This window comes from Mesoplasma coleopterae, from assembly GCF_002804245.1.
Lineage (GTDB): Bacteria > Bacillota_I > Bacilli_A > Mycoplasmatales > Mycoplasmataceae > Mesoplasma > Mesoplasma coleopterae.
This window is the reverse complement of the sequence record NZ_CP024968.1, coordinates 110496-132795: the sequence shown is the minus strand read 5'-3', so window position 1 is coordinate 132795 and position 22300 is coordinate 110496. Positions and strand designations below refer to the sequence as shown.

At 26.8% G+C, this 22300-nt stretch carries 24 protein-coding genes; 3 read left to right on the top strand and 21 right to left on the bottom strand.

Annotated elements, in window-relative coordinates; genetic code table 4:
- Position 1 precedes the first annotated feature (1 nt).
- The 3 genes from MCOLE_RS03810 to oppB are packed head-to-tail and all read right to left on the bottom strand — an operon-like array spanning position 2 to position 3903.
- Positions 2–1570 carry an oligopeptide/dipeptide ABC transporter ATP-binding protein gene (locus MCOLE_RS03810; protein ID WP_100670554.1) on the bottom strand — a complete coding sequence of 523 codons (1569 nt, stop codon included), beginning with the start codon at positions 1568–1570 and terminating at the stop codon, positions 2–4.
- A gap of 11 nt (positions 1571–1581) precedes the next feature.
- Positions 1582–2553: an oligopeptide ABC transporter permease OppC gene (gene oppC / locus MCOLE_RS00540; RefSeq protein ID WP_100670552.1), complete on the bottom strand. Its 972-nt coding sequence runs from the start codon at positions 2551–2553 to the stop codon at positions 1582–1584.
- A 15-nt stretch (positions 2554–2568) separates the two neighbouring features.
- Positions 2569–3903, bottom strand: coding sequence for an oligopeptide ABC transporter permease OppB (gene oppB / locus MCOLE_RS00535; protein ID WP_100670550.1), 1335 nt, complete (start codon positions 3901–3903; stop codon positions 2569–2571).
- Positions 3904–3982: 79 nt separating this feature from the next.
- On the opposite strand from oppB, the gene MCOLE_RS00530 reads away from it, so the two are divergent.
- Positions 3983–4495 (top strand): MotA/TolQ/ExbB proton channel family protein, encoded by a 513-nt coding sequence (locus MCOLE_RS00530; protein ID WP_100670548.1) that lies wholly within the window; start codon positions 3983–3985, stop codon positions 4493–4495.
- A 12-nt stretch (positions 4496–4507) separates the two neighbouring features.
- Here MCOLE_RS00530 and MCOLE_RS00525 read toward each other — a convergent pair whose 3' ends face one another.
- The 13 genes from MCOLE_RS00525 to rpsF all read right to left on the bottom strand — a co-directional run bounded on the left by MCOLE_RS00525 (position 4508) and on the right by rpsF (position 15734).
- Positions 4508–6271, bottom strand: a complete 1764-nt coding sequence (locus MCOLE_RS00525; RefSeq protein ID WP_100670546.1) for a ribonuclease J — start codon at positions 6269–6271, stop codon at positions 4508–4510.
- Positions 6272–6406: 135 nt separating this feature from the next.
- Positions 6407–7030: a transcription termination/antitermination protein NusG gene (nusG, locus tag MCOLE_RS00520; protein ID WP_100670544.1), complete on the bottom strand. Its 624-nt coding sequence runs from the start codon at positions 7028–7030 to the stop codon at positions 6407–6409.
- Between the two features lie 14 nt (positions 7031–7044).
- A complete protein-coding gene (gene secE / locus MCOLE_RS00515; protein WP_100670542.1) occupies positions 7045–7380 on the bottom strand; it encodes a preprotein translocase subunit SecE in 336 nt (111 codons plus the stop codon).
- A complete protein-coding gene (rpmG, locus tag MCOLE_RS00510) occupies positions 7380–7544 on the bottom strand; it encodes a 50S ribosomal protein L33 (RefSeq protein WP_099650950.1) in 165 nt (54 codons plus the stop codon). Before rpmG ends, secE begins: the two co-directional genes overlap by 1 nt.
- Positions 7545–7622: 78 nt before the next feature.
- Positions 7623–8351: a 23S rRNA (guanosine(2251)-2'-O)-methyltransferase RlmB gene (gene rlmB, locus MCOLE_RS00505; protein ID WP_100670540.1), complete on the bottom strand. Its 729-nt coding sequence runs from the start codon at positions 8349–8351 to the stop codon at positions 7623–7625.
- A gap of 1 nt (position 8352) precedes the next feature.
- Positions 8353–9678 carry a cysteine--tRNA ligase gene (gene cysS / locus MCOLE_RS00500; protein WP_100670538.1) on the bottom strand — a complete coding sequence of 442 codons (1326 nt, stop codon included), beginning with the start codon at positions 9676–9678 and terminating at the stop codon, positions 8353–8355.
- A 15-nt stretch (positions 9679–9693) separates the two neighbouring features.
- Positions 9694–10608 (bottom strand): ECF transporter S component, encoded by a 915-nt coding sequence (locus tag MCOLE_RS00495; RefSeq protein WP_244161454.1) that lies wholly within the window; start codon positions 10606–10608, stop codon positions 9694–9696.
- Between the two features lie 106 nt (positions 10609–10714).
- Complete coding sequence (locus MCOLE_RS00490) at positions 10715–12148, bottom strand: hypothetical protein (RefSeq protein WP_100670534.1); 1434 nt, start codon at positions 12146–12148, stop codon at positions 10715–10717.
- Positions 12149–12213: 65 nt separating this feature from the next.
- Entirely contained in the window at positions 12214–13560 is a 1347-nt protein-coding gene (dnaB, locus tag MCOLE_RS00485; protein WP_100670532.1) for a replicative DNA helicase, read from the bottom strand.
- A gap of 1 nt (position 13561) precedes the next feature.
- A complete protein-coding gene (rplI, locus tag MCOLE_RS00480) occupies positions 13562–14005 on the bottom strand; it encodes a 50S ribosomal protein L9 (RefSeq protein ID WP_100670530.1) in 444 nt (147 codons plus the stop codon).
- A gap of 138 nt (positions 14006–14143) precedes the next feature.
- The gene (rpsR, locus tag MCOLE_RS00475; protein ID WP_011182979.1) at positions 14144–14374 is read right to left on the bottom strand and encodes a 30S ribosomal protein S18; all 231 of its coding nucleotides are present in this window, start codon (positions 14372–14374) and stop codon (positions 14144–14146) included.
- Between the two features lie 26 nt (positions 14375–14400).
- Positions 14401–14856: a single-stranded DNA-binding protein gene (locus tag MCOLE_RS00470; protein ID WP_100670528.1), complete on the bottom strand. Its 456-nt coding sequence runs from the start codon at positions 14854–14856 to the stop codon at positions 14401–14403.
- Positions 14857–14915: 59 nt separating this feature from the next.
- A complete protein-coding gene (rpsF, locus tag MCOLE_RS00465; protein WP_100670526.1) occupies positions 14916–15734 on the bottom strand; it encodes a 30S ribosomal protein S6 in 819 nt (272 codons plus the stop codon).
- Positions 15735–15899: 165 nt separating this feature from the next.
- On the opposite strand from rpsF, the gene MCOLE_RS00460 reads away from it, so the two are divergent.
- Complete coding sequence (locus MCOLE_RS00460) at positions 15900–16427, top strand: hypothetical protein (protein ID WP_100670524.1); 528 nt, start codon at positions 15900–15902, stop codon at positions 16425–16427.
- Positions 16428–16485: 58 nt separating this feature from the next.
- Here MCOLE_RS00460 and MCOLE_RS00455 read toward each other — a convergent pair whose 3' ends face one another.
- Positions 16486–17895, bottom strand: coding sequence for a hypothetical protein (locus tag MCOLE_RS00455; RefSeq protein WP_100670522.1), 1410 nt, complete (start codon positions 17893–17895; stop codon positions 16486–16488).
- A 397-nt stretch (positions 17896–18292) separates the two neighbouring features.
- Between MCOLE_RS00455 and MCOLE_RS00450 the strand changes: the two genes are divergently transcribed.
- A complete protein-coding gene (locus MCOLE_RS00450; RefSeq protein WP_100670520.1) occupies positions 18293–19036 on the top strand; it encodes a class I SAM-dependent methyltransferase in 744 nt (247 codons plus the stop codon).
- Between the two features lie 6 nt (positions 19037–19042).
- Here MCOLE_RS00450 and MCOLE_RS00445 read toward each other — a convergent pair whose 3' ends face one another.
- The 4 genes from MCOLE_RS00445 to MCOLE_RS00430 are packed head-to-tail and all read right to left on the bottom strand — an operon-like array spanning position 19043 to position 22287.
- A complete protein-coding gene (locus MCOLE_RS00445; protein ID WP_100670518.1) occupies positions 19043–20107 on the bottom strand; it encodes an alpha/beta hydrolase in 1065 nt (354 codons plus the stop codon).
- A complete protein-coding gene (locus MCOLE_RS00440) occupies positions 20107–20616 on the bottom strand; it encodes a hypothetical protein (protein WP_100670516.1) in 510 nt (169 codons plus the stop codon). The genes MCOLE_RS00445 and MCOLE_RS00440 overlap by 1 nt, the downstream gene beginning before the upstream one ends.
- Before the next feature lie 49 nt (positions 20617–20665).
- Positions 20666–21229, bottom strand: coding sequence for an aminoacyl-tRNA hydrolase (gene pth, locus MCOLE_RS00435; RefSeq protein ID WP_100670514.1), 564 nt, complete (start codon positions 21227–21229; stop codon positions 20666–20668).
- Positions 21230–21243: 14 nt separating this feature from the next.
- On the bottom strand, positions 21244–22287 hold the full coding sequence (locus MCOLE_RS00430; RefSeq protein WP_100670512.1) for a ribose-phosphate diphosphokinase: 1044 nt from the start codon (positions 22285–22287) through the stop codon (positions 21244–21246).
- Positions 22288–22300 lie beyond the last annotated feature (13 nt).

Below are 22300 nucleotides of genomic sequence, written 5' to 3'. Positions count from 1 at the left end.
ACTATTCACCTACCTTTGCTTCAATTACAGCTTCTTTTAAGTTTTCTAACATTTTAGGTTTTTCAACTTTAGGAGCTCTTGGGTCTAACAATCAAGTTCTTGCACCATGAGTTTTACTAATTTCAAACATTGGTGGATTATATTCAAAGTCAATTGCTAAAGCAAATTTGTTTCTCGGAGCAAATGCATCACCTTTAATTTTGTTGAATAAACTTGGAGGTGTACCTGTAATAGCAAATAATTCTTCACCTTTTGTTCCTAGTTGAGGTAATGAAGATAATAATGCTCAAGTATATGGGTGTCTTGCATCAAAGAAAATATCTTTAACAGTTCCATATTCAATAATTTGTCCAGCATATAATACTGCAACACGATCTGCAACATTTGCAACTACCCCTAAGTCATGAGTAATAAAGATTACAGTTAAATTAAATTCTTTTTTAAGTTCTTTAATTAACTCTAAAATTTGAGCTTGAATAGTAACATCAAGTGCTGTTGTTGGTTCATCACAAATTAAAACTTTTGGTTTACATGCTAGTGCAATGGCAATAACAATACGTTGTCTCATCCCACCAGAGTATTTCCCTGGAATATCATGATAACGTTTTTCAGCATTTGGAATACCTACTTTATTCATTAATTCAATTGCTTGTTGTTTAGCAGCATGTCTTGAAACTTTATTATGTAATCTAATAGCTTCTGAAATTTGAAAACCTACACTTAGTAATGGGTTTAATGAAGTCATTGGGTCTTGGAAAATTGTAGCAATTGTTCCCCCTCTAACTTGTTTTAATTTTTTTATGGCTTCTCTCTTGTTTAATCAAGTTGGAGTTGTTTGAAACTTTCATGCAGCTAATAAAGTATTAACTTCATGTTCTTCAACAGTTTCACCATTTTTTAATTTTTCTAAAACATGTTTCAAGTTTAATTCAAATTCAGTTAAAAACTCTTGTTCTGCAAGAATTCTTAATCCAGCAAGAATTTGTCTTCCTTTCATTAGAGAAAGATTTCTCTTTTTACTTGAAATTTCTTTCATTATTGGAGTTAAACGTAAAACTGTTCTTTTTCTTAATCTTGAGAATGTTGAAAGTTCATAATAAGCATCATGAATAATTTCACTTTCCTCTTTTATTTTTGCTAATATGTCGTCTGAATCTACACCTTTAACTCCTAAACGAGCATTAAGTGCCTCTAAACGAATTTTTGCATTGTTAATTGTTTTATAATTACTTTTTTTAATTTTTCTTCTTGTATCTGAAGTTAATGATCCTTTGTGGTAGTTAACTAAGTTTACATCTTCTCTAATAGCTGTTTCAGAATTATTTTTTGATTCTTCTGTTGGAAAATACATGATTGTTCCATTTGAAATATAACCATTACTTTCTAACATATTAGTTAATGTTTTAGTTAAAACTGATTTACCTGATCCAGATTCACCAACTATAGCAACTGTTTCTCCATCATAAATATCAAAAGAAACATTTCTAATAGCTGTTAACATTCTTCCACGAACATTGAATTTAACAACAACGTCTTGAAGAGAAATAATTTTATCTTTATTTGTAGCCATAAGTTGGTCTCCTATCTATGATTTTTTGGATCTAATGAGTCAGCAAATACTCTAGCAGCTAAGAAGAATACAACTGAAACTATCATAATAACTCCCATTGGAGCAATTAATAAATTTGGGTAAATTTGTCATTTTGTTTCATTCATAACTTGGTTTAATATTTGCCCTAAAGATGTTTGTCCCGCTGGAATAAAGTCAAATGCTAGGTAAGCAAGTGAAGCCTCAATTGAAATAGCTGTTGGGATTGCAAAGGCAGCTGTTTGTACTATAACTGGTAAAATTTTTGGCATAATGTTTTTGTTTATAATTCTGTATGAACTTGAACCTAAACTTACTGATGCAGTATTATAGTCAGTGTTTTTTACTAACATAATTTGTACCCTTACCATTTGTGCAATACCAACTCATGCTTGAAGTGATATAGCAAAAACAATAACTCAGTAACCTTTACTATTAAATAAGAAAACCATTAATAGTAATAAAATAAATTGTGGAACAATTGTAATAATACTTGCTACTTGAATGAAAATTAAATCTGATTTTCTAAAGTAACCTCAAATTGAACCTAAAATAACTCCTACAACTACTTGAATAGCAGCAATTAAGAAAGCAAATAATAAAGTTGTTCTTGTTCCCGCTCAAACTCTAGCGAATAAATCTTCACCATTCATACCAATACCAAATAAGTGTTCTCATGATGGTAAAGCAGGATCTCCAATAGTACTTGAAGTATTTTTGTAATTCATTACTTCAGGAACAATGAATGCTAAAAGTAAAACTGTAATTAAAACTAAAATAGAAATCATGAAAGTAGGAGAGGTAACTAGTAATTTACCTACAGATTTTCAATAACTATAAGGCTTTGAGTTTAATCTTTCACTTTCGCTAGTTTGTTCTTCGATGATTTGAAACATTTGTTCGTCAATTTCATCAAAATTAACTTTGTTTTCTCTTTCGAATTTTTCTCTATCGATGTTTGTCATATTTTCTCCTTCTTTCTATCTACCGCTTAATTTAACTCTAGGGTCCATTAAGACCATGAATAAGTCCGAAACTAATGTTGCAGCAATTTTTACTAATGATGCAAAAGTAATGAATCCTAAAATAACAAATGAGTCACGGTTATTAACTCCATTAATAATTAATTGTGACATACCTGGTATGTTTCATTGAGTTTCAGTTAAAATTGAAGCTCCAAATAATGTAAATGCTAAATCTAGAGGTAATTCACGTAAAATTCTTACTCCAGCATTTCTAAAAATGTGAACGTAGAAAACTTTTGATTCACCTAATCCTTTTGCATATGCAAATTTTGTATAATCTGCAGTCATTTCATCAACAACATAACGTCTTGTTAATATAATTGTTGTTGGAGCCATTAATATAACTAAAGCAACAACTGGTCAAAATCTTGTTCAGAATGATCCTGAACTAAAAATTGAAGAATGACCAAAAACTAAAATTGAAATTAAATAAATTGAGATAACAATAACTAATGAAGGTACAGCTAATAAGAATGTAGCAGTTCCATTAATTGCTCCATCAGTTGCTTTTCCTTTTCTCTTAGCAGCTTCAATTCCTAGAGGAATACCAATTAAATAAGAAAATAAAACAGCTACACTTCCAATTCCAAATGAATATGGAATTGCACTTGCAAATAAACTTGTTACTTCAGTTGAACCTGGCATACCCATTGAACTTGATTTAACAACTCCTAAATATACTCAAACAGTTTTGTATGAAGCACTAATTGTAATCGCATCAATTAATTCTTTTGATCCTGTTTTTAATAAACCATCAACTTGTCCACCTGTAAATAAAACTGTGTTGATAATAATTTGAGAATTAGATAATTCAGAAGCATTAGGGAATATAACTGATTGCCCTACTAAAATATGTTTTGGAATAAATGGAATAATGTTTTTAAAGTATCTTAATAATCTTTCTATAGCATTACCACTAACTCCAAATAATTCTAATCTTGTTTGTAAAAATGCATCGTATTTTGGTCCTGATGTTCCAATACCCATTTTTCCTAATTCAGAAACATCTGGTAAATATGATGAATCTGGTGTTACAAAGTTAACTAAAAAGAAAACTATTGCAATACTTACAATTAATGTTAATAATCCATAAACAATACGTTTAAAAGAATACCCAATAAGTGGATGTCTTCTAAAATATTTTAAAGCCTCTTCTTTTAATTCCTCAAATCTATAGGAAACAGTTCTTCAAAATGTAGGCTGTGCATAAATTAACTCTTCGTTTAGATCTAAATCTAATGCATCTAAGTTAAAATTTTTTAAAGTGCTCTTGTTTTTTGTTTTAATCATGGTCTTAACCTCCTTATTTATATATATTTTTTAATATGATAAACTAAAAGAGTATATAAGTCAATTGAAAGGAGCAAATATGGCAAAAAAAGAATTAAATAACCTTAAAAAATTAAGAAAAGAAGGTTTAGATCAACACTATAAGGATATTAATAAAGAATTAAATAGTGATCTAAAAGCAGCTGAAAATTATACTAAAATGAAAAATTTTAGAGAAATCAAAAAATTTAATTGAGTAAGCTGAGTATCAATTTTAGGTATTACTTTAATTGGTATAGGACTAAGTTTTGGACTTGGTTATGCATTCAAAAATGTTGCAAGTATTGCTCCTAATATAACAAGCGAAAAAAGATTTATTGACGCAACAGCTTTTGTTGCTACAGCATATTTATGTATTGAGATTTTAGCTATTTTTATTATTAACTACATTAGAAACAGAAAAGCGATAAACTATTTTAATGATAAAAGATTAAGATATCAAAAAACTTATACTAAAGAAGAAGCCATTTTAATTAGATGAAGAAACACAATTACATTCTCTCTATTACCATTCTTAATATTTATGATTATTATAATAATGTATACAGTATAGAAAAAGGATCAATTAGTTTGATCCTTTTTTGTTATTGTTGTTACTATTGTTTCTATAGTTATTTCTATTTGAATTATTTCTTGGTTTAAACACATAGTCTTTACCATCATATTCATTAACTATTACTAAAACAATTGGTTGTTTACCAGATTCTTGTTTTATTAATGTTTTAACTCTTGTAGCTATATCTTTTTTAATTTCATTAATATCATATTTATTTGGGTTTTCTTTAAATTGACTTTGGCCTTGTTCTAAAAGTGATTCAATTTCTTTTTGAATTATTTTAAAAATTGGATTTTCTTCTTTAATATATAAAACTCCACGCATTTGAGTATCAATCATTGAAATCAATTCTTTATTTCTTGAGTCAATTGTTGCACCAATAATCATTACGCCATCGGTTGCTAATAATTTTCTTTCATTTAAAACTATAGCTCCAACGTCTCCAACTCCAGCTTGATCAACATATGAATTACCTATATCAACTTTTTTATCAGCTATAGAAATTGAATTTTTTGAAATATTAGCAACTTGACCATTATCTAATATAACAACATTTCTTTCATTTACACCAGCTTCTATTGCTGCTTTTTCAGCTTTTAAAGAGTCTTTAAATAGTGATTTGACTGGGATAAAGTATTTTGGGTTTAACATACTTGTGAAAACTTTAATATCTTCATAAGATGCGTGCATTGATCAAATATTTCTATCACTTAATGCAATTAACCTAGCATCTGTTCTTGCTAATTCATCAAGAATTTGTGCATGTCTTTTTTCAACACCTGGCGCTGGTGGTGTTGCTAAGATGATTAAATCTTTTTCTGTAAACTCAACAACTTCATCATTACCTGTAGCGATTTTTGCTAGTTTTGAATATAGAACATCTCCTGTTCCTGAAATAATTAAAAGACCATTTTCAGATTTCATGTATTCTTCAACAGTAATAATATCTTCTTCAGCAATTTGTAGATTTTCATTTATTAAATTTGATTTTAGTATTTCTGTCATTGTTCTTCCATAAACAGCAATTTTACGATTATTTTCTTTTGCTGCCATGCAAATTTCACCTAATTTAAAAATATCTTCTTCAAAAATACCAATAGCTATTTTAGTTTTCTTTTCTTTAAATGAAGTAGAAATAAAGCTTTCAATTTTATGATTAGGAACAGTGAACCCACTTCTTGACGCATATTCACTATCCGCAATTAAAGCAAGAACACCTTTTTTACCAATTTCATTTATATGGTTAAAATCTGTTGAAAAGTATGATTGCTCTTTACCATCAATAATATAATCTCCAGCATATACAATTGTTCCTTCTTCAGTATGGAAAGCATAACCATATGATTGAGGTGAAGCTGACGTAGTTCTAAATACTTCAACTTTTACTTTTCCAAAATCTAAAATTTGCTTATCTTTAACAACAACAAAGTTTTGATCTTTTGTATTTTTAATACGCATTCTTGATATTTTAATTTTTCCAACTAATTGAGTAATTTCATTACAATAAACTGGAATATCCATTGTTTTTAAAATGTATGGAACAGACCCCATGTTGTAACTTGCAGAATTTGTTAAAAAAATTCCTTTAATTTTTTGTTTATTATTTTTTAAGTAATCTAGTTTTGGTGTAACTATATCTACACCTAAAATTCCTTTATCAGGATATTTAACACCGGCATCTAAAACGAAAAGATTATCATCAATATCTAAAACGAAAAGATTTTTTCCTCTTTCATCTTGTCCACCAAGTGCCATAAATTTAATTTTTGACATTTAGTTTCTCCTTATTATTTTAATTTATATAAATTCACTAATCGCGATTAACGTTAGATTAGATCAGTTTTGCTTTTAAATATTTTAACATAAACAATGCAAAATAAAAAATGACTTACGTCATTTAATTTATTATTAGTATTCTTTAACTGGTTCAACGTTTTCAAAAGAAATTTCAAGGTTTGTGTATCTACCAAACATTTCAATAAGAACAATAGCAACACCTTTTTCAAAGTCCATTGAACTTACTTCACCCTCTTCTCCTGCATTGATTCCTTCTTTAACTCTTACAAAGTCTCCAACAACAAATGGAGCTGTGAATAATGGTTTTTTAGCAACAGTTTCATTCTCAGTAGTTTTAACTTCTTCAACAATTACTTCTGTTTTTGGTACTAACATTTCAATAACTTCATCAACTGTTAATGGGAACGGCTTAGCTCCACGACCTGATGATCCAATAAATCCTGTTACACCTGGAGTGTTACGAACAACGAATCATGATTCTTCAGACATAATCATGTTAATAAATAAATATCCTGGAAATAAGTTTTTTTCTTTTTGTTTTCCAGTTTTAGTTAAAACTAAACCCTTTGAAATTTTAATATCAAAAACTTGATCTTCCATTTTTTCAGCTTTAATTTTATTTTTTAAGTCATTTAAAACCTTTTCTTCATGTCCTGTTTGTGAGTTAACAACAAATCATTGACCCTTTGAAGCTAAAATTTCAGCTTCTAATTTTAATAATTCTTCTTTATTCATATTTTCTCCCCTTTTTAATATACATTAATTAATCTAAATAATGCTTCAATACCTAATCCAATACAGAAAAACAATATTGCAAAAAATACCATAAATAATAAAACAATTATGTATTTTTTCTTAAGGTTATCTCATCCCGATCATTTAATTTTGTTTAGTTCTTTAACTATTTTAATTGGCAATTCTTTAATTGCTAATTTAAAGTTTTTCTTTTCTTTTTGCTTTTTGACTTTGATTGATTTTTTAGTTTCTTTAGAAATTTTAATTTTCTTTTTCTTAGATTTATCTAAGTTTTCTTTTTGAATGTTGTTTTCTTCTAATATTACTTGATCTTGTTTTTTATTAGCCATTATCTTGTTTCCTTATGTAATGTGTGTTTATTGCACATTGCGCAAAATTTCTTGATTTCTAAACGTTCTTTTTGAGTTAAGTTACTTTTATTCAGCGAATAATTTCTACTTAAACAATCTTCACATACTAAAATTATTTTTCTCGTAGATTTTGTTTTATGCATATTAACCCTCCTCAATCAAGTCATTGTCTAATTAAAAAGGAGGTTGACCTCCTAATAACTATGATTATTATACATTTATTATTTAAGTTTTCCAATATAATTGGCAACATGAAATAGAATTAGAGATGTGGCTACGTTAGCATTATATGAATCTATTGTATTAGTTGATGGTATAAATACATTCATATCACTATTTTTCATAACTAACTCACTTACACCTTTGTGTTCGTTTCCAATTACAATGGCTGTTTTATTTGCAAAATCAACTTTTCTCATATCACAAGATTCTGAGTTTAAATGTGTTGAATATATTCAAAAACCTTTTTTTTGTAAGTCCTTAATTGCATTGCTTAAATTTGTTACTTTACTAATATTCATATCATATACAGTTCCAGCTGATGTTTTTACAACAGTTGAATTAACAAAAACTTGTTTATGATCTAAAATAACAATCTGATCAACACCCAGCAAACTAGAACTTCTAATTATTGCACCAAAATTGTACGGGTCTTGAATTTGGTCTAAAATTAAAACTAATTTTGGTTCATCATCTGCCATCTCTTTTAATACTTCACCAAAAGGTTTGTAATTAAACTCTTTAACTTCAGCTACGACACCTTGGTGATTAACTTCATTCCCAACTAGATTTTCTATTTTCTTCAAGTCGACTTTTAAAATCTGAAATTCATGATTTAATTTATCTATTTTAAAATCACTTGAAACATATATTTTTTTAATTAAATTAGGATGTTTTTTTATAAATTCTTTAACTGCGTGTTTCCCGTAAATTAAACTTAAATTTTCCATTTTATAAAATCCCTTTACTAATTAAAATTTCTCTTATTTCATCTGCTTTTTCAAAATCTTTTTCGTTTACTATTTTTTTTCAAGATAAAAATAAATTATGGTCATCTTTTGAAACAAAAGTATTTACATTTATTGAAAGTCCTAATGTATCTAAAATGTTGTTCAAAGAATTTATTTTTAAAAATAAATCATCAAATTCTTTTGAAGATAAAAGTTTATTAATATCTTTAAGTGTGTCTTCCAATAAAGTTAAAACTCTTGAAGTATTTAAGTCATTTTCCATGTGAATTTTAAATTGTTTTATAATTTCTTCGTCAAATTGGCTAGTTTGATCAATTTTATTTTCAATTAATAATTGTTTTATTTTTTTGCTTAAATTATTTATTTTTTGAATAAATTTATTTGCTTGTTCAATCAAATCATCATTTATATTTAATGGCTGTTTATAGTAAGTTGTTAAAAATATTCATCTTAATATATCTGAATTATAATTTGCTAAAAAATTAGTAAGTGTCATTGTATTACCTAATGATTTGCTCATTTTTTCACCATTAATAGTTAAATGCCCATTGTGAACTCAAATATCAGATATTTCTTTTCCGTGCTTCGCTATAAACTGAATTCTTTCATTTTCATGATGGGGAAACTGTAAGTCAATACCACCTGAGTGAATGTCTATTGTTTGACCTTTAAAATATTCATCTATCAATAAAACACACTCTGTATGTCAACCTGGTCTACCTTTACCAAAATTAGAATCAAATGTTATACCTTTTTCAGTTTTTTTTCATATACTAAAATCTAAAGGGTTATTTTTTTTGTTTTCTATTTCTACTCTGTTTCCTGAAATCAAATCATTTATTTTTTTATTTGATAATTTCCCATATTCATCTGAAAATTTTTGTATATCAAAATAAACATCACCGTCAACATTGTATGCAGCTTCTAATTTAACTAAATCTTGAATAAACAAATTCATTTCATTTATTTTCTCACTTATGGGAATCAATTTATCAGGCATTCTAATTTTCAAATCTTTTAAGTTTTGTAAAAACGCAGACAAGTATTTGTCTGTTATTTCTTTTTCTGTTTTATTTTCTTGTAATGCTTTTTCAATTATTTTGTCATCAATATCTGTAATGTTTTGTAAAAAATTAACTTTAATACCTTTTGATTCTAAAAATCTAATCAAGGTATCCATTAGAATTATTGGTCTAGCATTACCTATATGAATATAGTCATATATTGTTGGACCACATGAATATATATTGATAACTTCTTTATTTATATTTTTTTGTTGTTGAGTTAATGTATCAAATAATTTCATATAGATCCTTTCATATTATTTTTTAATTAGCGGTCTTAGAACCGAATAAACAGTTGATAGTAAGGCTGTATTGAAAATAATTTTTAACGGAATTTGAACTACCCTTAAAGCAACCATACTAATATAACCATCGTCTGTATTTGAAGTTAATAATCCTGCGTCACCTCAAGCAGCAGTTAAAACAGTTATTAGTATTTCTGTAACTATACAAATAAGGAATATTGGAAGAATTATTTCTAATCATTTTTGTTTTTTTAATAAAACAAAAATACCACACATAATATAGCAAATTAATAATAGTACTCCCATCATGATAATGAATAGCATTGGAATTAATTCTTTTTTAACTGGTATACCAAATAATTTAACATTTCCGTTTTCATCAGTTCTTAAATGTTGAAGTGTATTGTATAAAAAAGCAGTTGCAGCAATTATAAATAGAGTAATTATTGTAATTGTTATTCATTGTTGTTTAGATTTTAATTTAAATGTGAATGAAGCCATACCTGCTCAAAAACCAAAACCAATAGCTACTATAAAATAAGCTGGGTGAATAAATGACGGAATAAATAACATAGTTAGCAACTCTGTAATTAATCCAACAATTAATCCAATTATTGGTCCGAAAATCATACCGGTTATTTTAATCATAATTCCTTCAAAAGCAACTCTAATTGGTGGAAAAACAGTAATAGGAGCAACCAATGAAATAACAACAGTAACTGAAACAGAACATGCTATCATTATTCCCATGTAAGTAATATTTTTAGTATTAAAAGTAGGAGAAATAAATAATTCTCCCTTTCTAACTAAATATTTTTTATATATGAAAGAACCTAAACCAAAAAGAGTTAAACAACAAAATGTTAGCAAACTAGAAGCATATGCTAGATGGTTTCCAGACATTAATCATTTTAAAAAATTATCCATCATATCTCCTCTCAAGCTAAAATACTTAATATTATTATACTTGTATTAAATAATTTTTGTTTTTTTAAACAAAAAAAGCGTCAAATGACACTTTTAAGATTCTTAATTAAGCTTTTTCAAATGTTAAATCAGTAATATTAAAATCATTGAATTTTTTATTTGTTGCAGTCATTTTTTTACTTGGTTTTTCAGTAAATTGAATTCCTTTTTCATCATAACCTATAATATTTTTTGAATTGAATTGATAATTCATAAATCTTCACCCAACATATGGAATACCATCTTTATCAGTTTTTTTACCCTCTAGATCTAAATTTGAAGTAAAACTTAGAACTGGTTTAAATGCTGCGCTTAGTCCATCAATAGTTAAATTTATTTTATAATTTTGGCTTCCTGGTTTAGGTTCACCTGTTTTTAAATCTCGATTGTTATTGTATGTCAACTCTAAATTAACAGGCGCTAAAGGTATTAAAGAATAACCATATGCATAACTTGTTCTATTTCCCTTTTCATCTTGAGTATATTCGAACACAATAGGATCAGTATCTTTTTCAGATTTTTCAGAATTTAAAACTAGGCCTTGTTTTTTGAAGTTTTCTTTACTTGTTTCAGATTGCTTTTCAACTCTTTGAACTTGAATATCTAATTCAGGAGTTGAATCAGCCTCTGGTGATGATATTAATAATTGAGAAAAGAAATCTGCTGAAAGGTTAGTTCCTGATATGTAATCTACATATCCTTTTGTGCCCTTACTGTCTTCAGTTTCTTTTGCTGTCTTTTCATTATAGTTTGTATCTGTAGAAATATATTTAAAATTATAATCTGCTTTTGTTATATCAATTGGCTCATACACTGTTTCTTTGGCGTCAGAACTTCCATTATTTGTTTTAGATGCCAGACCAATATTTCCTTTATATAATTTTGGAGTTGAATTAATTTTGACATTTGTGATACCTTGATTATTTGAACTTTCAAACATATTGCTTTCATTAATTAAGTCTATTGTTTCTTTTCCTAAAACAAATGGTTTACCGCTTTCATCTAATGATTGAACTTCATTTGAGTTTGAATTAGTTCATTCTGAATATTGCATTAATCCTAATAAAGATGTAATATTTGTAATTTCTGAATAATATTTATCAATTTCTTCATTTTGACTTTTCTTGAAACCAGCAGTTCTATATTGACCATCAGCATATATACCTTCTTTATCTGTTCTAAATAAATATTGTCATATATCTTTTGAGTTTTCAGTAACGCTTAAGTTAGCATTAAAAAATAAGGAGTTAATCATATCAGTAACTAGTGATGAAGCAAAAGTCCCTGTTGCACCATCAAGAGCTTTTTTAACATCTGCTTCAGTATTTTTATATGACTCTTTTGGTTTATATTGACCATCCTTAAATTCATATTTTAATGACTGTTCATATTCAGGGACTTCAATTTTAAATTCATTTGTAATTACTTTACATGACACTAAACTGCTAGTTGCTGATGCTGCTACAGTTAATGCTGTAATAATAGATAATAATTTCTTCATAAATCCTCCTTATGAGCATATCTTGTATAATTATAACAAAAAAAATGGAATTTCTCCCATTTCAATTATCCTTTATCCATGAATTTTCCATGACTTTTATCAAATAATATGTTGATGGTTCCAGTTGCACCATTTCTATGCTTAGAAAGAATTAAATCTGTTGAACTTACTTGATCAACAATTTTGTTTTCTTCTTCATTTGCGTCTTTATGTTTGTAATAATCATCTCGATATAAAAACATAATAATATCAGCATCTTGTTCAATAGCTCCTGAATCACGTAAGTCAGACATTATAGGTCTTTTATCTTCACGTTTTTCAACACTTCTTGAAAGTTGTGATAAACAAACAATAGGTATTCTTAACTCCCTAGCAACTCTTTTTAGTTGACGTGAAATATTTGATATTTCGTTCTGTCTATCAGCAGATCCATTTGTTGAGCTAATTAATTGAAGGTAATCCACAACACAGAATTTTACGTCATGATCTCTCTTTAATTTATATAACTTTGATTGAATTTGTTGAACAGTAATCCCTGGAGTATCATCAATATAAATTGGTAATTGAGAAACAATTTCTTTAGATGCCAATAAGTTACTTCATTCAGCTTTTGAAATATTTTTACCTGTTCTTAATTTTCTTGAATCAATTTTTGAAACCATTGTCATAATTCTTTGTGTTAATTGTTCAGCTGGCATTTCTAGTGAGAATACAGCAACACCATTTTTATGTCTTGCTGCATTGTATGCAAGGTTTAGAGCAAAAGCAGTTTTCCCCATACTTGGACGAGCTGCTAGAATAATAAGGTCACCCTCTTGAAGTCCTGAAGTTATTTCGTCTAATTCAAACAAATCTGTTGGAATACCTGTTAAAGTTTCACTTCTCTTTTCTAATTCTTGAATTTTTTTAATCAATGATTCTGTTGAAACATGTATACTTTGAACATCATTTTTTTGTGCATTAAGGTCAATTTTTAATAACTCTTTTTGCATTTCATTAATAGATGTTTCAATATCCATTTGCTCTTCTCTTCTTAAGTTTTGCACTCTTCTTAGCGCTGCATCAAATTTTCTTGATGAACTTGCATAAAAAATATCCTCAATAAAGTTTTCAATTCCTTCATCTGAAAAGAAATCTAAAGCTATATCTTGCAATCTTTGAATTCCACCAATTGATTCTAAATTTCCTTTTTTCTCAATTTGATTTGCAACAGAGTTAATAGTAACCTCTTTGCTTTGTGTGTGTAATTCTGTGATTGCTTGAAAAATTATTTTGTGTGTTGAATCTAAAAAGTCATCAGCAACTAAACCAGTCATAATATCAGGTAATGCATTTGGAGAATGCATAGCAATAGCTAAAACCATCTTTTCGACTGAATATAAGTTATTTTCACTCATATCTTTTCTGCTCATTTTATACCCCTTGAACTTCTACTTTTAATTTGGCTTCAATACCAAATCCTAATTTTATAATTATATAATGTAAACCTAATTGATTTAGGTTTTTAAAATTAACAAATTTTCTTTTATCTAAGTCAATTTTGTATAAGTTTTTTAATTGATCTACTATATCTTGATTTGAAATTGAATGGAAAGCTTTTCCTTCGTTTATTTGCAATTTAAATTTTAATGTTATTTCTTCTAACAATGATTTTAATTGCTTAGTTTCTGCAATAGCTAAATCTTTTTCTTGCTCTTCAACAATTTTTCTGTTTTTAACTGTTTTTACACTACCTTCAGTTGCTATTTTAGCTAGACCTTTTGGAATTAAGAAGTTTCTTGCATAACCATCGCTTATTTCCTTTATCTCGTCTTTTTTCCCTTGTCCTTTTACGTCTTGTAAAAAAATTACTTTCATAAAAAACCTCCTAAGTCATTTTAAACTTAATAATATTATAAATCACTTTACTTTAATTAACATATTCTATTGCTGTATCATTTTAAAAAAACATGATAAAATAAAAAACCATCAATAAATGACGGTTTTTTGATTTAATTAGTCAATTACGTATGGTAATAAAGCCATTTGACGTGCTCTTTTAATTGCAACAGCCAATTGTCTTTGGTGTTTTGGAGATGTACCAGTAATTCTTCTTGGTAAGATTTGTCCATTTCCTGAAATGAATTTTTTTAATAATTCAACATCTTTGTAATCGATGTAGTTAATTTTGTTTTTAGCAAAAAAGTTAACTTTTTTTCTTTTTTTAACGAATTTTTTCATTGCCATAATTTTAGTAGCCTTTCTAATTTATATTAATCTCATAAAATTGATTCATCTTCGCTTAAAATGATTTCTTCTGTTTGCACATTATTTGATGCACTAGATGAAGTTCTATTTTGAATAGGTGAATCTAAATTGATGTTTGAATTTGTTTCAACAGAGTTGTTTGATCCTCTATTTTTAGCAGATTCTAAAAAGTTTACACGGTCGGCAGTAATAGTTACAATAGTTTCATATTTTCCATCGTTTTGTGATGTTCTAACATTAACTCTACCTGAAACTGATATTAGACTTCCTTTTGATAAAAATCTAGCCATATTTTCAGCAGTGTTGTTAAAAGCAAAACAAGGAATAAAGTTTGTAATTTCTTTTTGTCCAGAATATTCACTAACAGCTAATGTGAATGAAACAAATTTTCCTTGTCCATTAGTTGTATTTCTTAATTCAATGTCTTTTGTAATTCTTCCTATTAAACATACTTGATTCATAGCTTACTGCTCCTTTTTAAGTTCAATGAACTTATATTTTTCTTACTTTGATTATATAACTATTTAGCTAATGCAGCACGAACTTTTCTCATGTATTCGATTAGTTCTTTTTTAGTTAAATCTCTTAAGTTAACTTCTTGTAATTTTTTTGATAAGTTTTTTTCGATTGCAACACTTCTTAATTTGTTTGAATATTTTTGTAATTCATATCTTTCTTCATCAATATTGTGTGATCCATCAATTTTAGCTCTCTCAGCAGCTGACATTTTAGGTGCAGTTTCTTTTTTAGCTGTAGTTGTTTCTTTAACTTCAACTTCTTCAACGTGTTCTTCAACAGTTTCAGCTAAGTGAGCTTTATATTTTTCTTCCATTTTTGAAACGAAATCATGAGCTTCTTCGTGTGAAACTTCTTCAACAACTTTAGCAGCCTTAACTTCAGTTGTTGTTTCTAAAGGTTTTTCAAAATTTCTTTTTTCAGTTGTTTTAGTAAATTCTTTTTTAACAAAAGGTTTTTTGAAATCTCTTTTTGCTTTTCTTTCTTCTTCAAATTTAGTCATATCAGTTTTTGATAATTGAACTGATTGTTCGTAACCTTGTTCATTTTCTGTATTGATGATTAAAGTTCTAACAACATTTTTTTCAATGTTTGCAATTCTTTCAAATTCTTTAATAGCTTCAGCACTAGCTTCAACTATAATCACAAAATAGTGTCCTTTTTTCTTATGGTTAATTTTGTATGCAAATTCGATTAATCCTAAATCGTTTTTTTCGATTACTTTTCCATCTTTAGAAATGATATCAATCATTCTTGATGATAAAGCGTTAACATCTTGTGTATCTTGGTCTAAGATAAACATTGCTTCATATTTTCTTAACATTTTTAATGTCCTCCTTTTGGTCTTTGGGCCTTTGGGCCAAGGAGTTAATCCCGTGTACATTAACTCGCTTAAAATATTATACAAGATTACACAATTAAAATCCACTTTAAGCCTGTCAAAACACAAATTCATGCAAAAAAAGTTTAAAGGTGTATAATAATTTTTATGAAAAAGAATATAAAAATAGAAACAAGAATTCTTATAACAATTGAGCTAATCAGTGCACTTTGTGGAACAATAGGAATTATCCTAGGAATATTGAGTCTTTTAAGTTTAAGTTCAAAAACTTGAGGAGAAGCAGATCCAGAAGCTTCATTTATTTTTACAGTATTAACTGTTTGCTTTGATACATTAAGTACAGCAACAGCAATAATCGCTTTTAAATATGGTGGAACTATATTAAAAAGAAAATTTGAAAAAGGTTTAAAGATATTACCACTAGAAAAATTTGCTAATAGACTAGACTTATACAGTTTTTTCTTTGGTTTAGCAGGATTAACTTTAAGTATTCTAAGTCTTTTGTTCTTATTTGATTTCTTTAAACAGTCAAATACTGGTTCTGAAATATCAACAGTTCTTTCAATAATGTGTGACTCTATTAGTGCAGCAATTGTAATATGAGTTGTTAAAATTATGCTTAAAATAAGTTATTTGGAACACCAAATGAAAAAAAGCAAAAATAAAATAAAATAAAAAATATAAAAAGCACAGGAATAATAAACTGTGCTTTTTATATTTAATTTAAATAACTCTAAATCCTTTCAACCAATAGACTAGGATATTTAGCTTTAATCTTATACTCGTATTTAAAAGCTTTTTTACCTTTTTTCTTTATTTTAAAAACAAGATTTTCATTATTTATAACTATCTTAAATTCAGTCTTGTTACCATTATCTGTTATTATTACCTTTTTGATTTTACTAAATCGAAATATTATTGCGTAAATTCATCTTTCTGTTTTGAAGTAAGCTATAGGTAAAAATGCAAAATATAAAATTGGAGTAAAAATCATATCTGTTATTCAGTGAAATCTGTAAACTATCATAAAGAAAAAAGTTAATACAAACATGATTGAAGTTAAAATTGTAAATAATAATATTTTTTTATTTTTAAAGTTAACACTACCGCTTCTTTTTATAATAAAAAATGTTCCAAAAATTGAAAGTGGCAATTCTATATGTCCTGAAGGAAAATCTCCATTAAACGCTTGAGAACTTCAATAAATAACTCCGTCATTAATTGTATGTGAATTAACTCTTGAAAAAATATTTGGTATGAATCAATATGTTCATCTTCAAACAGGTTCTGGTGCGGGACCATATGGAATTTGCCATAATGTTTGAGCCATTCAATCTGTTGCCAACTTAAAATTGCTATCGTTTAGTTCAAGACCTTCAGTTTGTAAATATAAATCAATTAATAATTTAGCACCTGGGTGATTAGCATAATTTTCAATTGTTAGCCCATCAAATAAATGCTCTATTTCATTTGAATCAGACATACCAAATAAATTTCTATATTCAACTGAGAAATAAAATGGTCGCGCAAAAAATAATTTTAACACTAATACTGTAAAATAAGATATTAGAAAAACAGTAAGCATTTCAAGTGCACCAATTCAGTATTTGTTTTGAAGTATGTCGCTTCTTCTGGCAAATTTAACTCTAAAAAAGAATGTTCCATAAGAAAGAATAACTGTCATTAAAATTATTCATATTGAACATATTATTATTGGTTCTTTTCATGTTGTTAATGTCTTAATTCATATAGAGTTTAAAGTATTATTTTTAATATCATCAGAAAATGTATACGAAGCTTTCTGAATACAATAAAGAGAGCCAAAAAATATCAAACCAACTATTAACAAAATATACGGTGCAAATTTAATTAAATTATTTTTTATCTTATATTTAAAATACAAGGTTTCTAAAATTGTTGCAACTATTATCCCTATTGGAATAGTTATCACAAAATTACCACCAGAACTTACAAAATTAACAATTTGTCTTAAAAAATAATTGTTCATACCTTGTGTAAAAAAATCTGTTATTTGGTAATCAAAAAATGTTGTTATTAATAAAGAACTAACAAGTATAATCAGTGTACATCAATACAATTTAATTCAAATTTTCTTCTCTTTTAATTCAAAATTATTATTCATTTTCTTTCCTTCTTATTTTATTTTCTTTAGTGCCTTTTTTATTTATATAAACATATTTTAAAATAATAAGTATTTTAAAACTATCAATGTAAATATAACAATTCAAAGGTTTAAATAAAGATAGAATTCCTCTTTTTAAAATTATAATATCTTTTTTCATAAACACACAATTTTTTACGCGAAACAACAATTAAAACTGATATTTTTTTTTATTTTTAATTGCAAAGTAGTAAATTTTTATAAATAATTGTTTTCACTTAACTTGCTGAGGCTTAAGTATAAAATGACAAACTTTAATAAAGTTTTTAGATAATTCTTTTAAAACTTTATTTTAAATATGTAATTATTACATCATTTTTAAAATTTAATTTAACTAATTTCAATTATAATAATAAGTATGAAAAATAACAAAAAAAATTATTATGGGAGTTTATCTTCATTAGTATATGATCAAACAAAACCACCAGGAACATCAATTGATGGAGACATACAATTTTACACTAATGAACTAATTCAAAGAGATGGAATTGTTTTAGAGGCTGGAGTTGGAAATGGAAGAATGGCAATTCCCCTTTTAAGAAAAGGGATTGAAGTTATTGGATTAGATAACTCTGAGCAAATGTTAAATATTTATAAGCAAAATTTAATTAAATATAATATGGAATCTGAGTTAATACTTTCTGATTTAAAAGAGTTTAAAACTGATTTAAAATTTGAAACAATAATAATGCCAAATGGAAGTTTTTGTTTACTAGATAGAGAAATTATAACTTTGGTTTTAAATAATTTTAAAGCTCACTTAACAGAAAATGGAAGAATTTATTTGGATCTTATATTTCCTATTTCTTTCAAACCAGGAAATATTCATGAGTATGATTTTGCTTGTGAAAATGGTGACATAATAAAAATAAAAAATAAGTCAATTTCAATGGACTGAATAAACCAAAAAACTTACACTGAGTTAGAATACACAAGAAATTCTGAATTTGAAATTCAGCCTTTCACACTATGGTGATATGGTGTTGAAGAATTTAAAAATATTCTTGAAGAATTGGAGTTTAAAAATATTAAAACAATACAAAATTACAATAATGCTAAGAACTTAAATTTAAAAACACTTACATTCATTTTTGAAAAATAAGTGTTTTTATTTTTTAAATGTAATTTCGCTGCCTTTAATATCAATTGTTTTTTTGTTTTTAAAACCTGAATTTTTATTAACATTCATAATTTTATAAGCTTCCTTTAGTTGATTATTTTCACCTTCAATTTTAGCTACAAATTTCATATTATCTGCTACTATTGAATAATAATTCCCTCTTTGTGAAAATGCATGAACACCTTTTTTATAAATAGTTATTTCATCTTGTGGGCATTGTCTTTTTAAAAAGAATTTTAAACTGTCTAGAGGACAGGTTGTATTATCAGTGATTGCATGTGTATATCTAAAAGGAAAAACAGGATATTGAAATTTATCTAAACTATCATATTCTTCAAAACCTATACCTGTCAAATATTTTTGATAATTAAAGAAACTTTCAATTAACTTATCTTTCTTTCTTTTTGCAATTTTGATCATTCTGTTTGAAAGCAAATGCACAAGCAAACTATTTAGAGATATATAACCAACATCAGAAATCCCTCATTTAATATTTTTGTTTTTAATTAGTTGTGTATCATTTCCAATATTATTTATTATAAAAGCGCCTAAACTAACTCCAAATAATCCAATATATGCATCTTTAACTCTATTATTTAAGAAATCTATTATTTCTTCCAGGTCTCTTGTTTCAGCGATACCTAATGTCATTTCTTTCACACTATCACTTTTACCATGATCTCTTAGATCATAAGTTAAAATATTATACCCCATTGCCATATAGGGTTTTCCTCAAATATACATTCAGTACTTATGACCTGTGAATCAATGATTCATAATTACTCATTTATTACCATCATTTATTCTGCAAAGTGATATAGAAATTTTTATTCCATCTTTGGTTGTTATTGATGTTTCTTCTATATTTTCCAAAGGTATATTAAATTGTAATTCCTTTTTCTTATAAAGTATTTTAGAAATTCTATTAATTGATTTTAATTCTCTTTTTAGTTTATTTGATGTTCCTGTAAAAAGTTTACAAGGTTTTTCTAGGGCACCATGAATGAATTTAACAAATTTAAAAACAATTTTAAAAATATTTATTTTTTTCATTATTGTATTTCCCCTTCTTTAAAAATAAGATAGTTCTTTTTACAACGATTATTTTTACTAATATTTTTTGAAAAGAAAATCTCAATGCAATCTACACATAAATCCTTAACTTCATTATGAAAAATGTATAAGTTTTCTGAATTAAAATAAGAATTCTTTATAAAGTTTTGTAAAAATGCGCTATAAAAATTTTCATTTACTTTATTTTCAAAAAATAGCATGTCAATATTTTCATTATTTTGTTTACCAAAGTCAGAATAGTTTTTAAGTTTTTGTTCAAAAACAACTAGTGCTCTTTTTGGCAATGTTTTAGCAACTTCAAATACATATTTCAGATTGGTTTTTTTATTAACAATGATCATAAAAAAATCAGCATCTACTAAATTTTCATTTCCAAATCCTTTTATAGATAAGAAATTTAAATCATAGAATTGATTAATTTTTTTGTATACTTTATTTCATTTTTTATTCTTCTTTGAAAAATTATAGATATTTATTTTTAAATTCATGTGCTATCCTTTAATAAATTTTACTATTATATATAAAAAATAAATACAACTATGAGTTATATTTATTCATTATATTTTGAAATGTTACACCTTTTGTCCACTCATTAACAAACTCTGAAATATTTCTTGAAGTTGATATTATGTTTTCTAATTCATCAGATCTAAATTTTGATAGCACTCAATCTATTATTTTTCAACCTTGTTCTGGTTGACCAATTCCAATTCTGTATCTGTTAAAATTTTGAGTTCCCAAATATTGAATAACTGATTTGATTCCATTATGTCCAGCAGCTGATCCATTCATTTTGAATTGATTTTTACCTACAGGAAAATCCTTTTCATCATGCAATATAATTAAATCTTTAATTCCAATTTTATAGTAATGCATTATTGCTTGAATTGCTATTCCAGAATTATTCATATAAGTTTGAGGTTTAACAAAAAGAACTTTCTCATTATTAATAGTTGAAAAGAAAATTATTGAGTTATGTTCAGTTTTTTGTTGAGTAAAACCATATTTTTCAATAAGTTGATCTAATGCTATTCATCCAGCATTATGTCGTGTAATCTCATATTGAGAACCGTGATTTCCTAATCCTACTATTAATTTCATTTTTTACCTCTTAATTATTTTTTAAATTTGTTAACAATACATTGAGCTCTATCTCAAATAATTTGTTTTTTATTGTTATAAACCTCAGTTAATGATTCATGACTAATTGATGAATCAATCATTTCGGCTAATAACGGTGCAACTGATATAACTTTTAATCCTTTGAATTTTTTTTCTTCAGCTAATTGAATTGTATTAGTAACAACAACTTCTTGTACTATATTCTGGCTTATAGCTGCTTCCATTCTTTCTTTTGCGGGACCATTAAATAATCCGTGACAAGCAAATATATGTACATCTTTAGCTCCTTGTTCTTTTAAAGCTTTAGCTGCATTAATAATTGTTCCACCTGTATCAATCATGTCATCAATAATGAAACAGTGTTTGTCTTTAATATCCCCAAGAACAAACTCAACCTCTGCTTTATTTGGTTCTGGTCTTCTTTTTCCAATAACTGCAATTCCATTAGTTACTCCGCCTGTATATGATTCAACTTTGTGAACTCTAGTCATTCCTCCATAATCTGGAGATACTAAAATACAGTTAGCCGGATCTCAGTTTTTAACTTCGATAGTATCTATGATCTCAGTCGCTAATGTTTGAGCAGTGTAAAAGTTATCCATTGGTACATCAAAGAATCCCATTGATTGTGGTGAATGTATATCAATTGTCATAACTCTGTCAGCACCTGCTTTTGTCAATAAATCAGCTACTAATTTTGACGTAATTGGTTGTCTCCCTTTTGCCTTACGATCTTGTCTAGCATAACCATAATATGGAATTACAACGTTAATTTTTTCTGCACTACCTCTTTTGAAAGCATCAATAGCAATTAGTAATTCCATGATGCTTTCATTAACCGGTGTTGAAGTAGATTGAATTACAAAAATTTCTTTACCTCTCACTGAATCTAATGATTCAATTAAAATTTCACCATCGGCAAATTTTAAAGTTTTAACTTCTTTTCTTTTTACTCCTAATATATCACAAATTTCTTGAGCTAACTCAACCCCTTGAGTTAAACCAAATATATGCACGTTTTCCTTCTTTGAAAGCATTTCTATTTTCCCC